Consider the following 13,039-nt stretch of genomic DNA (forward strand, 5'->3'; position numbering starts at 1 on the left):
CTTTGAACTATTATTCACTTCTCGGTGAACTCTGTGGTTAAATTTTCTTGAACCTTGAACCTTGAACCTTGAACCTAGAACCATAAAGCTCGCTAACTTTACTCTCGTCCCTCGCTAACTCTTCATTTCTTCAATATCTTATCTTTAAAGTCGAGTACTTTACCAATACCTGAGCCTAGCTTCATTAAGCTTTGTAGTTGTTCAGGGCTTAAGCGCTGTAGTTCTGAAGACCACTTAGTGACGGTTTCGAGTAGATCATGAATTTCATGCATTTGTTGCTGGGCAAACTTTTCATCGTCGTTGGTTGCAGGCTCTAACAAATTATCTCTGAGTAAACTTAGAGTAGGGTCAATCTCACGCTTTTTACGCTCTTCAAATACGCGGTTTGCCATATCCCAAATACTGCCAGCGGGTGCGTAGTATTCTTTTCTGTCACCTGGAATATGCTGCACTTTAATTAAGCGCCAAGATTGTAATTCTTTGATACCCATACTGACATTACCGCGAGATATACTCAGGGCGTCGGCGATTTCGTTCGCTGTCATTGGCTCTTTGGTTATGATCAATAAACCACACATTTGGCCGATTGTGCGATTAAAACCCCAACGACTGCCCATTTCGCCACAGTGCATTACAAAGGCAAAGTTCTTATCTGATAACGTCATTGCTTCTCAAGTTTCAATAAATAATGAAATTAATGCTAGCACGCTGAATATGTTTAGCAAGATTTACTGCGCAATACGCTGAATTTTCCTTGGCTGAAGCAAGCCTATGGGATTATGTGTTGGTACTAATAGTCGTTCTTAGTCGTTCAGAACAAGTTATATCACTAAAGTTTGATTTAGATTAATTTTTGCTCATCTAGAGTCGCGTAAGGTGTACACTAATTTACGACAACTAATTTCTTAACAACTACTCAATAACAACTTCGCAACAACAAGGAACGAGCAATGAAAGCAGCCGTTAATAGTACTTACAAAGGCAAATTAGAAATTTCAGATTTACCCATTCCAACCGTTGGAGTTAATGATGTTTTAGTTAAAATAGCCGCATGCGGTGTGTGTCATACTGATTTACATGCCTGTCATGGTGATTGGCCAGTAAAGCCAAAAATGCCGTTAGTTCCAGGGCATGAAGGTGTTGGAGTGATCGAACAGCTGGGTAGCAATATTACTCATTTAGAAATTGGTGATCGTGTTGGCATTCCTTGGCTATACAGTGCATGTGGTCATTGTGAATTTTGTTTAGAAGGTAAAGAGACCTTATGTCTTTCACAGCATAATACGGGTTACTCAGTTGATGGTAGTTACGCTGAATATTGCTTAGCTGATGGGAACTATGTTGTAAAGATCCCTGAAGGCTTAGGTTTTTCAGAAGCTGCGCCATTATTTTGTGCCGGTGTCACAACCTATAAAGCGCTAAAAGTGTCAGGTGCTAAGCCAGGACAATGGGTCGCTATTGTTGGTGTAGGTGGGCTTGGGCATCTTGCGGTGCAATATGCAAAGGCAATGGGCTTTAATGTAATTGCAGTGGATACTGGTGTTGAAAAACTGGCTTTAGCAAAAGAGTTAGGTGCAGATATCACCTTGGACTTTAAAGAATGTGTGCCTAGTGAGGCTATATTTGAGCAGGTAGGGGGCGCACATGCTGTGGTATGTACCGCTGTATCCAAGCCGGGGTTTGAGCAAGCTTATAAGAGTGTTCGCCGTGGTGGAAAATGCGTGTTAGTTGGTCTGCCTCCAGAGGATATGCCGTTGCCTATTTTTGATACTGTACTCAATGGCGTTTCTGTTGTTGGCTCAATTGTTGGCACACGTAGGGATTTACAAGAATGTTTAGAGTTTGCTGCACAGGGCAAAGTTAAAGCAATTATTGAAGAAAAACGTCTTGAAGATATCAATGACATATTTGACGATATGCTCAAAGGTGAAATTAATGGCCGTATAGTAGTCACTATGTAAAGGTAAAAAAGCGCACAAGCATTTTGTGCGCTTTTACAGCTTATAACTTAAAGCTTATAGCTCAAAGTTAGTTTCGCATTGCGTTCTTCGCCTGGCATACCACCTAAAAACATTGCTTTTGAGTAATAAACTTTATTAAACAAATTATTTAAATTTAGCTGTAAGCCCCATTTATCAGTGTTATAACTTAACGCAGCATCATAAATAGTATAGCTTGGTACATAACCATCAGGAATGCCGAATGATGACGAGTTAGTACTACGGTCATCCACGTACTTAACACCTGCACTTACTTTTAGTGGCTGGGCTAGTTCAAACCACTGAGCACTGTATGTTAACCATGTGCTTGCTGTTACATAAGGCACACCTTTTTGACGGGCAGCAAATGTGCTCACATTAGGGTTTTTCTGTTCACGCGCATCTTGATAAACACCATTGATATTGACCTTCCATTGATCATTTAAGTAGGCATTTAAATCAAGCTCAACACCACGAGTTTTTTCTTCACCATTAAAGTAATTTTTTGGGACCGATGGATCTGGCTTTGTATCATCATAGGCAGGGTTTGCATATTCTAAGTTAGTACGTGCAGTGTCAAATACCACGAATGAGGCGAGTACCTGATCATCAAAGGCTTTTACCCTTATACCTAAATCAGTACTAAGAGACTGCGCATCATCACGGTCAGCTTCATTGCCTAAAACAGAGCCTAAAACGCTATACGCAGTGCGACCCTTCGAATGGTTTATAAATATAGACAGGTCATCAGTCGGTTTGTATGTCGCGCCTAAATTATAGGTTAAACCATTATCCGAGGTACTTGCTTCTGGCGTTGCAGCAGCGGCACTGGCGCGGTAACGTGCATCAACACCTAAATGTTCATATTTTTGAGTAATTTCGTTGTATGCAACACCAATACGGGTTGTGAAGCTGTCATTGATATAAGCAACATGTTGCAGTCCTAAGCCCCATGCTTGCACTTTTTTACTATAGTTACTGGTTTTAAGCGGATCATAGTCGCTAAATTGCCCGTCTGACCAAACCGGTGTTCGAATATCTAGAATATAGGGTAAAGAGCCTTGATAGGTTATATCGCCATTTTTATCTTTGAGAATATAGTCTTTATCCCAAATAGAATACTGCGTGAAGCGTATATCGCGGTCTTCATAATTAGCATTGACCAAAAATTCGTTTTCTATATCACCTAAACTAAAGTCATAGCGTAAATCTGCAAAGTATTGCCATGACTTTTCATCGGCCTCTACTTGGCGATATTCTTGACGGCGTGCAGCAAATGGATAAAGTACATCATCAACTACCAATGGCGCACGAGGGTCTTGATTTATGACGCCATTTTTTTGCCGCCAATACACATAATTATAGGCACCTGTTTGTCTGGCAAAGCTCGATTCATAATTACGGTATTGCAGTTGTTGGTTTAAAAATAAATTGTCAGTTATATAGTAATTATGAGTGAGTTTAAAGCGTAACTCTTCACCTTCGTTGTCTTTTGCCATGGGTGAGATAATACCGCGATGACCAAATTTATACGGTGTTAAACCATCAGACGCTGCAAGTGAATTCGCTAATTGTTGGCGCTGCGCATCAGATAATTGCAGCCCAGCAGTGGTTGGATCATTGACTAAATCATCCGCAGTCACTTGGCCGGCGGTTTTGCCATTTACCGACTGCGCATTATAAATACGGATAGGGTGGCCAATTGAATCAACTGCAATGGCATCTTTAATATAAGCGGCTGAGATCATAATATTTTGGCGGTCATTAAACACATATTTTAATGCGCCGTAGATTTCATCGCGGTCATCTTTTAAATCACGGTAGCCATCACTACGTGCTGTTTTTGCATTAACTCGGTATGCTAGATTTTCGGTAATTGCATTGGTGCTATCAATTGATAATGAATAGGTATTCCATTGACCAATTTCCGCTTGTACGTTGTGCTGCTCGGTAAACTGTGGTTTTTTTTCAATCAAGTTAATTACGCCACCTGCGCTGCCCATGCCATATAAACCAGTGGCGGGGCCTTTTAATACTTCTACGGCCTCCACATTGGTTAGTGATCGAGTTGGATTGAATGTGTTTCCTAGGCCCGCACCGCCATACATACCATCATAAGTATAATTTGCACCAAGGCCACGGATCACTAAATTGTCGCCAATTCCGTAGTTATTACCTGCTTGGGTTACACCACTGATATTACGGGCTAAGTCTTGTAAGTTATCAACGCCTTGCGAGTTGATAAGCTCTTGATCGACGATAACGATAGGCGCAGGTGTTTCCATTAACGACATATCAGACTTTGTTGCTAAACCCGAATTTAATACAACATGATTTTGCTTTTGATAAACCGTGATGCGTTCAAGATCGGATTGTTCGGCCGCAGTTGCATTATATGCTGTTAAACAGGCTAGGGTAATTAGAGAGAATTTATGCGTTGTCATAGTCATTACCATTAAAAAATTTTCGTAATGATAATGTGTGGCATTTGTATTTCAAGTTTTAATTACCTAAAAAAGGCAATTATTTAAACCTACCCCAAGCTGCTTACCTTTTGCTTTCAAAATATTAATATATTAACAACGTATTTAGTTAGCTGTTAGTTTAACCCTTGCTTAATGATGGAGTTAGCTTAACGCTAACTCCACACATTTATTTATAAGAAACACCTGCTTTCATCACAAATGCTACATTTTCTAGCAAGGTTATGTCTTGCAGTGGATTGCCTTTGACTGCGATGATATCTGCGGCAAAGCCCGTTTTGAGTTGCCCTAACTGAGTGTCAACTTTCAACAATTTAGCACTGTTGATTGTTGCAGCTTGTATTGCTTGCAGAGGGGTCATACCAAACTCAACCATTCGCGAGAATTGTTTTGCATTATCACCATGTGGGTAAATTGCGGCATCGGTACCAAATACCATGTTAACACCCGCTTTTACGGCACGGCTAAAGCTGTCGCGTTGCTTTTTAGATACTTGACGTTCTTTTGCTAAGTTTTCTTCTGCTACACCATTTTGCTCACCAAACGTGAGGGTATATTCAGTGTTATAAATATCCATTGAAAACCAAGTGCCGTGTTTTTTTGCCAGTTTAATTGCTTCATCGTCAACAAAACTCACATGTTCAACACTGTCTACACCGGCTTTAATGGCTGCGGTAATACCACTGGTACCATGTGCATGTGCAGCAACCGTTAAACCGCGCATATGTGCTTCATCAACAATGGCAGTCATTTCTTCTAATGAATACTGTTGAATACCTACTTTTGTGCCCTTGGAAAATACTCCCCCAGTGGCGCAAAACTTAATAACATTGGCACCGTACTTAATGTTTTCGCGTACTTTTGCACGAACAGCCCATGGGCCATCAGCCACACCTTCGGCAGTGTATTTCATTTCAGGAGGTAGACGGTTGTTGTCACAGTGACCACCCGTTACACCCAAAGAGGGACCAGCAGCCCAGATGCGTGGGCCAATAATATCGCCTGCATTAATGCCGTCACGTACTGCAATGACACTGTAACCTTCGGCGCCCACGTTACGTAAAGTTGTAAAGCCCGCTTTTAAGGTTTTTTCTGCAAAATAGGCCGCTTTAATCGCTTTACGTGGCACTGACTGACCGATACGTTCACTACGAGGGACTGTTGGATCGCTGGTTAAGTGTACGTGCATATCCATCAGGCCAGGCAGAATGGTTAACTCGGGCAACTTAATATGGTCATCACCTTGTTGTAAGGTTGGCATGGTGCCACTACTGATTTTAGTAATGATACCGTCATCGATTTGAATAAGCGGTGCATTAATAAGCTTGCCATTATTTACGTCTAGCATTGCTTTAGCACTAACGTATGTTGTTGCTTGTGCGCTAAAAGCGCTGACACACAATAAGCCCAAAGGGACAGAAAGTGATAATTTATTCATTTATTTTCTAATTTTTGATTATTTAATATAGCAATGTAGCAAGCAGTTTTTAGGCTGTAAACAAAACGCGATAAGTATCGTATTTTCTTTATTTAGCGATTTGAAAGCTGCATACTTGCGCTAACTACTTATACTCAGGGATCATTATGAAAAAATTTAAGTTAACCTTGCTTGTCGCTGGTGTACTCAGCGCTTTGTCTGCGTGTTCAAATACGGCTAATAATAATTTAAACAAGCCACAATCAGCATTAACAAGTGAAACTGCCAGCGCAACAACACAACAATTAAATAGCTTGGTTGAGCAGTACTTTGTGGATTCGTTGCAATTTAGCCCTCTTGATGCAACTTATATTGGCTATAACCAATACAACAACCAATTTACAGCACCGATTACCGAGCAAAACCGAGCTCAGCAGCTTGCTTTTTATAAAGATTATCAGCAACGTTTAGCGGCGATTGACCAGCAGCAGTTAACCGGTCAAGCCTTATTAAGTTATGAAATACTGGCACGGGATTTAGCATTAACAATCGAAGGTTTTCAATTCCCGAGTTACTTATTACCAATTAACCAAATGTCTGGCGCTCACAATACGTTTGCAGGCTTTGGATCGGCGCAAAGTGCGCAGCCATTTGCAAGCTACCAAGATTATGAAAATTTCGTCGCGCGTGCTGAAGGTTTTGTAACTTGGTTAAGCAGTGTGCAAGATGCTATGCAGCAAGGGGTAAATGAAGGCATTGTTTTACCAAAGCCATTAGCTGAAAAGTTATTACCGCAATTTCAAGCGCATATAGTTACCAGTGCAGAACAATCTTTATTTTATAGTCCGATAAAGCAGCTTCCAGAGCAATTCACAGCAGCGCAAAAGCAACAACTCACTGACCAATATAGTGCACTTATTATGGATAAGTTGGTCCCAGCGTATACAAAAATGAGCGAGTTTTTAGCGACCACTTATATACCAAATAGCCGTGCAACAGTAGGTTATAGCGATTTACCAAATGGTAAAGCATGGTATGAATACCAAATAAAGAAAAACACCACCTTGAGTTTATCTGCTGATGAAATTCATGAAATTGGTTTAAAAGAAGTATCGCGTATCCTTAATGAGATGAAAACAGTAAAGGAAACCGTTGGTTTTAAAGGCAGTTTAAGTGAGTTTTTTACTCATTTACGGGATTCTGATGAGTTTTATTTTGATACACCTGAGCAATTAATTGCGGCCTATGAAGCCGTAAAGTTAAAAATTGACGCGCGTGTACCTAAATTATTTAACATTGCCCCCAAAGCTGATTACGTTGTAAAAGCGGTTGAAAATTTTCGTGCTGAGTCTGCAGCAGGAGCATCTTATCAATCACCAGCACCGGATGGCTCTCGTCCAGGAATTTTTTATATTAATACCTTTAATTTAAAAGCGCAGCCTAAGTTTCTACTCGAAACATTGTCAATCCATGAGGCAGCCCCAGGACACCATTTTCAAATCGCCTTACAGCAAGAAGTTCAGTCATTACCTGAGTTTCGAAAATTTGGTGGTTACACAGTGTTCGCCGAAGGTTGGGCATTATATGCTGAAAGCCTAGGTAAAGAATTGGGTTTATTTACCGACCCATATATGTGGTATGGCCGTTTATCTGATGAGCAATTACGCGCTATGCGATTAGTGCTCGATACAGGTTTTCATGCTAAAGGCTGGACTCGTCAACAAGGTATTGATTACATGCTGGCTAATTCCTCAATGGCTTTAAGTGATGTAACCGCAGAAGTTGAGCGCTATATAGCTTGGCCAGGACAAGCATTGTCGTATAAATTAGGGCAATTTAAAATTCAAGAGCTGCGAGATTATTGTAAACAAGCATTAGGTGATAAATTTGATATTAAAGAGTTTCATACGCAAATTTTAATTGATGGTGCTTTGCCGATGCCAATACTAGAAGCGAAAATTAAACGTTGGGTTGATACGCAGCGCTAACTTTTAAACTTGAAATAGCGCAAAGCTGAATGTAGCTTTGCGCGCGGTGCTCAATTAAGCTAAAATGCGCGCTATTAGGGGCACCGAGTTATACCATGTTTGAAAACCAATTTTGGCTTGAGAAATCACTTGAGCAAATGTCACAAAATGAGTGGGAAGCCATTTGCGATGGCTGTGGAAAATGCTGTTTAAATACCTTTATAGACAGCGAAGATGAAGATGAGTTTACCGCCACAGATCAACTTCGCGATGGTGAAGAACTCATTTTTACTAATATTGTTTGCCAATACTTAGATAATAATACGTGTGGTTGTAGTGAGTATGAAAATCGACAAACATTAGTCCCGTCATGTGTAAAATTAACTAAAGAAAACCTCGACAGCATTTTCTTCATGCCGCAAAGTTGTAGTTACCGCCGTTTACACGAAGGCCGTGGTTTAGCGTCTTGGCATCCACTAAATAACGGTGGCAGCAAAGAACTAATGCATACATTGGGTATTTCTGTAAAAGACAAAACAGTAAAAGATTGTGATGTAGCTCTAGATGACTTTGATCTGTATGAAGCTGATTGGCCAACGAGGGATTGCGATTAATGACTGCGAAGATTGGTTTGATCAATCCTAAAAGCCCCTCTAACGTTGGCGCAGTGTTAAGAGCTGCGGGTTGCTATGGGGCTGAACAAGTATTTTTTACAGGCACGCGTTATTTAAATGCTAAAAAGTTTCATACCGACACAAAAAATGTTGTTGAACGCATCCCACTGACTTGCGTTGACGATTTAGCAACAGCAAAGCCCGCAGGTGCGACTGTTGTGGTGATTGAACTAATAGAAGGTGCAACACCTTTGCCTGAGTTTGTTCATCCTGAAAACGCATTTTATATTTTTGGCCCTGAAGATGGCTCTATTAGCAAAGATGTACTGAACTGGTGCGATGAAGTGGTGTATATCCCCACAATCGGTTGTATGAATTTAGCAGCTACCTGTAATGTGGTTCTTTACGATCGACAAGCTAAACTCGGTGGAGTAGAAAGTTCTGATCAAACGATTATTCAAAGCCGCGACACCAATAATAAAATGATATGGCAGAAATAGTACAAACTGAATTGAACAATTGAAAAAGGGGCAATTAATGCCCCTTTTTTCGTTTAATTCCAAAAAAGTTATTACTTTTTAGTAATTTTGATCTCTGAATTAATAACAATCCCTTCATCTTTTATATCTGTTGCAAAATACACAGACATTGTTTGATTTTTTAATTGTTCAAGTTCTTCCGGGATCACTTGTCCTGTCATTTTAAATACTTCGATGACAGGAGTCATTAATGAGCTGAGGTCAACTGCGGAAGTTAAAAATCCATTTTTTTCAAGCTCTTGTTCTGATAATGTATTTGCAATAACCGCTGATTTTTCACCAGTGAATAAAACAATATGCTTTCCTTTTTTAGCTAATCTAATATCAAGGCCAGCAGGTAAAGGATAAGGAATTGCAGCATTGACACTAATTGCATCGCCGTTTTCTGGTATTTCAAGCTCCGCTAATGCAGGTAAAAATCCTTTAGCAGTAAAAAGTAAATTATCAGGATCTGTCGCAGAAAGTGTGATTAGCGCGTCTAAATCTTTGAGTTGTGGCAGTTGATTTGCATCGGCTTCTAAAGCAAGATCTTGAATACTTACACTGACACCTTGAATACCATTAGCCATAGCGGTCATCATTGATAGTGCAGCTAAATTTGAGTCTTGAGTTTGTTGCTGTAAGGCAACAATAGGTGCACACTCAAATTCAGCTTTTTTAAATGTACTTGAGAGTATATTTAAAAGCGGTGGAATTTTTGAAATATCCGCACCATAAGCAAAGCTTAGCATTTGCCCGTCAAGTTTAGTTGTATGCTTAGGAACAAAACCCCGCACAGATTTTAGTGTTTTAATAATATCTGTAGCAGTGCTTTGGAAAATAGCATCAGCTTTAAAATGAGCATCAGAGTTTGTTACTTGTATGTACGTGCTACCGGTTACTGATGCAGGCCAATAACTAACAAGATTGGTAATGTCATTTTGGCATTGTGGTGTTCTAGCTACCTCAAAAGCATTTGGATCACCCAATTCTTTTAATAGTTCATCAAGCATTTCACCTAGGCGTGATGGTGTTCTAGCGGTAATAGCATTAGCAATCTCAACATGGTCTATGTACGCAATAGAGTGGCCATCAAATGAATAATTAGTAATATAGTTTTCAAGTTTAGCGGTTTGCGTCAATGATTTTGTTGGTTTATCAATTGCTAAAGCAAGACGTAAATCTTTAATTGTATTAAGTTTTGTATCAAACGTGATGGTAGCCCAGTTATCTTTAACAGACACAATTAAGTTTAATGTAATGTCATTTTCAAGTACTAAAGGGTACGTGTTGTAGTCAACACCTTCGATGGTTTGTGTTGTGAAGTTAATTCCCGCTTTATCAGCTGAGCTATTAATTGTATTAAATAAAGCCGTTTCATCTTCAAGTTGATAGCGTAATACTGGCATTAGACCAATTGTATAGGCTAGAGCTTTATAATCATCGGCGAATCCCCAGGCTGCTTTTAGTGTTTCATAAGATGACAATGATGTTTGATATTGATCTAATAGAGACGCTAAAAACTGTGCATTGTTATCGTTACTTGCCGCTAAATTTTCGATCAATGGCGTAAAATCGTCTGTACCTTTCATTTGATCTGGAATCAAATTGAAATATTTACTATAGGGAAATGGTTTTAGCTGACCATAAAATAAAGCAGTATCAGCAGGGACGTAATCAAGTTGAGCAAGTTCTAATGAGGCTGTTGAACTGTCAGTTTGTGTATAGATTATTGCACCCGCCGCTACAGCAACTGCGCAACCAGCAAGTAGTTTGGTGTTCATTTGGAAATTCCTTTTTTGTATCAGTACCAAGTGGTACGTTCTGTAGTATTTATGTTTTGTAAAACGATATCATAAAAGTGCGTAGCCTAGCGAGGAAAAGCACTATTAGTGTTGGTTGTAGTGAGGGCACGGTATTATATAAATTATTAATTTTTACTGCGATAAACCGGCAACAGTTGGTTAAGATGCAGATGCACTAGCAAAGCCACTGTTAATCTCACCCAAATAGGCCATTGCATAGTTAAATATAAAACGTTTACAAGAGGCTAAGTGGCGCGTCTATTTATCAAAAAATCAAAAAATCAAAAAATCAAAAAATCAAAAATGGTGGCATCGCCTTTATGGAAGTGCTAAAAGCCTTCCTGATCTTGTTTATCAACACAATTTAGGTGCTAAAAATTTAAATTTGTTTTGATATGTTCTTGTAAAAAATCACTGCTTTGGAAATTAGCCAGCATCTATGTCCATTTCCAGTTAATTATATTCGTTAAATAGCGATACCATTGAATAAAAAGTATGGAACGGTCCAAATATTAGTTTGTGATCTTTTTATTGGACTGTGTAGAATCACACACAACTTGTTAATGGAGTGAAAATCACGTGAGTGAAATAAATATAAATAAAACGTTTGTCACTGAGCAGCCGCAGCAAAATAATAATTACCTGTTACCTTTGACTGCAATGACAACTCTATTTTTTTTATGGGGTTTTATCACAGTACTAAATGATGTACTGATCCCGCGTTTAAAAGGGGTGTTTGATCTTAGTTATACGGAAGCGATGTTAGTGCAGTTCTGCTTCTTTGGTGCTTACTTTATTGTTTCTTTACCCGCGGGGATATTGGTTAAGAAATTTGGTTATAAAAATGGTGTGCTTAGCGGTCTTATCGTGGCTTCTATCGGCTGTATGTTATTTTATCCTGCAGTGGTCGTACATGAATATTGGCTATTTTTAACCGCATTATTTGTACTAGCCGGTGGTGTCACCATTTTACAAGTATCGGCTAACCCTTATGTTGTGGCGCTTGGGCCTGAAAAAACAGCTTCGTCACGGTTAAATTTAGCGCAAGCACTTAATTCATTAGGAACGACTATTGGGCCCTATGTTGGTGGCATTTTGTTCTTTGGCGCAGCAGGCTCATTGACTGCATCTGCGGCGACAGCAGAATCGGTAAAAATTCCTTATTTAATGCTTGCTGCAGCACTGCTTACTATTGCTGTTGTGTTTGCATTTTTAAAATTACCTGAAATTAAATCACACAAAGAAGAACTCGATTGCAAAGCAAAAGGTCATTCTTTAACGCAAGCCCCGCATTTAGTTATGGGTGTGTTAGGTATCTTTTGTTATGTTGGTGGTGAAGTGGCAATAGGTAGCTTTTTAGTTAACTTTTTCGGTGAAGCTCATATTGCAGGGCTCGAAGAGCATACCGCTGCCGCATTAATTGCCTATTATTGGGGCGGGGCGATGGTAGGGCGCTTTATTGGCTCTGCTGCATTACAAAAAATTGCACCATCAAAAGCAATTGCTTTTAATGCATTTGCGGTCATTGCGTTACTTTTAATTACAATCTTCACTGAAGGTGACGTTGCTTTATATGCTGTGCTGTCGATTGGTTTATTTAATTCTATTTTGTTTCCGACAATTTTCTCAGTCGCTATTCAAGGGCTAGGTTCATTAACCAGTAAAGGATCTGGTTGGCTTTGTTTAGCGATTGTTGGTGGTGCATTAGTACCGTTAATTCAAGGCGTTGTTGCTGATGCAATGAATATTCAAGTTAGTTTTATTATCCCAGCACTTTGCTATTGTTTTATCGCTTGGTACGGGTTGAATGTTGTAAAACTTGCGAGCAAGTGGCAACAAAAAATAAACTAAGCTAATAGTAAAACCTCTTTAGATAAATGCATTTGCAGCACTGTAAATGCATTTATTTTCTTATTATTCTCAATGAATCAATCGCACTCTAAAGTAAAACCTCGCAGTTTAGTTCATTACAAAATAACGACGGATATGCACTGAATACGTATTCAATAGCTATTGTTTATAAAAATTACTGGAACCTTCCAATTTTGAGTTTGTTATTTTTTCGGTGCAATTACGACATTGACTGTCTTTACTTATCGATTAATTACTTTATGAATTTGTTATAGGAGTAAGCGCTAAACTAATTTTTTTACCATGCTTTATTATTGTTTTTGGCTATAACATAGCAACTGTTGGCGATAAGATAAGACAAATAGCGTTATTTTTGTTAAAAAGTAGTTAGCTAACAACGATAAA

General features: G+C 39.2%; 9 protein-coding genes. 5 read left to right on the forward strand and 4 right to left on the reverse strand.

Going from position 1 to position 13,039, the window contains the following annotated elements:
• Positions 1–122: 122 nt before the first annotated feature.
• Entirely contained in the window at positions 123–665 is a 543-nt protein-coding gene (locus PSR9079_RS01940; protein ID WP_145235628.1) for a GbsR/MarR family transcriptional regulator, read from the reverse strand.
• Positions 666–950: 285 nt separating this feature from the next.
• On the opposite strand from PSR9079_RS01940, the gene adhP reads away from it, so the two are divergent.
• Positions 951–1,961 carry an alcohol dehydrogenase AdhP gene (gene adhP, locus PSR9079_RS01945; RefSeq protein ID WP_149980237.1) on the forward strand — a complete coding sequence of 337 codons (1,011 nt, stop codon included), beginning with the start codon at positions 951–953 and terminating at the stop codon, positions 1,959–1,961.
• A 47-nt stretch (positions 1,962–2,008) separates the two neighbouring features.
• Here the strand turns inward: adhP and PSR9079_RS01950 are convergent, their stop codons facing one another.
• Positions 2,009–4,423 (reverse strand): TonB-dependent receptor, encoded by a 2,415-nt coding sequence (locus PSR9079_RS01950; RefSeq protein WP_149980238.1) that lies wholly within the window; start codon positions 4,421–4,423, stop codon positions 2,009–2,011.
• 208 nt (positions 4,424–4,631) lie between these two features.
• The gene (locus tag PSR9079_RS01955; protein WP_149980239.1) at positions 4,632–5,900 is read right to left on the reverse strand and encodes a Xaa-Pro dipeptidase; all 1,269 of its coding nucleotides are present in this window, start codon (positions 5,898–5,900) and stop codon (positions 4,632–4,634) included.
• A 146-nt stretch (positions 5,901–6,046) separates the two neighbouring features.
• Between PSR9079_RS01955 and PSR9079_RS01960 the strand changes: the two genes are divergently transcribed.
• From PSR9079_RS01960 to PSR9079_RS01970, 3 genes are all read left to right on the forward strand, one after another.
• Entirely contained in the window at positions 6,047–7,867 is a 1,821-nt protein-coding gene (locus PSR9079_RS01960) for a DUF885 domain-containing protein (protein WP_149980240.1), read from the forward strand.
• A gap of 95 nt (positions 7,868–7,962) precedes the next feature.
• Positions 7,963–8,460 (forward strand): YcgN family cysteine cluster protein, encoded by a 498-nt coding sequence (locus PSR9079_RS01965; RefSeq protein WP_149980241.1) that lies wholly within the window; start codon positions 7,963–7,965, stop codon positions 8,458–8,460.
• The gene (locus PSR9079_RS01970; RefSeq protein ID WP_145235608.1) at positions 8,460–8,960 is read left to right on the forward strand and encodes an RNA methyltransferase; all 501 of its coding nucleotides are present in this window, start codon (positions 8,460–8,462) and stop codon (positions 8,958–8,960) included. The genes PSR9079_RS01965 and PSR9079_RS01970 overlap by 1 nt, the downstream gene beginning before the upstream one ends.
• A 71-nt stretch (positions 8,961–9,031) precedes the next feature.
• Here the strand turns inward: PSR9079_RS01970 and PSR9079_RS01975 are convergent, their stop codons facing one another.
• On the reverse strand, positions 9,032–10,762 hold the full coding sequence (locus tag PSR9079_RS01975; protein ID WP_149980242.1) for a hypothetical protein: 1,731 nt from the start codon (positions 10,760–10,762) through the stop codon (positions 9,032–9,034).
• 600 nt (positions 10,763–11,362) lie between these two features.
• Between PSR9079_RS01975 and PSR9079_RS01980 the strand changes: the two genes are divergently transcribed.
• Positions 11,363–12,634 (forward strand): sugar MFS transporter, encoded by a 1,272-nt coding sequence (locus tag PSR9079_RS01980; protein ID WP_149980243.1) that lies wholly within the window; start codon positions 11,363–11,365, stop codon positions 12,632–12,634.
• Positions 12,635–13,039: the final 405 nt, after the last annotated feature.

Origin of the sequence: Pseudoalteromonas rhizosphaerae, from assembly GCF_902498845.1 — a bacterium.
Taxonomy (GTDB): Bacteria; Pseudomonadota; Gammaproteobacteria; order Enterobacterales; family Alteromonadaceae; genus Pseudoalteromonas; species Pseudoalteromonas rhizosphaerae.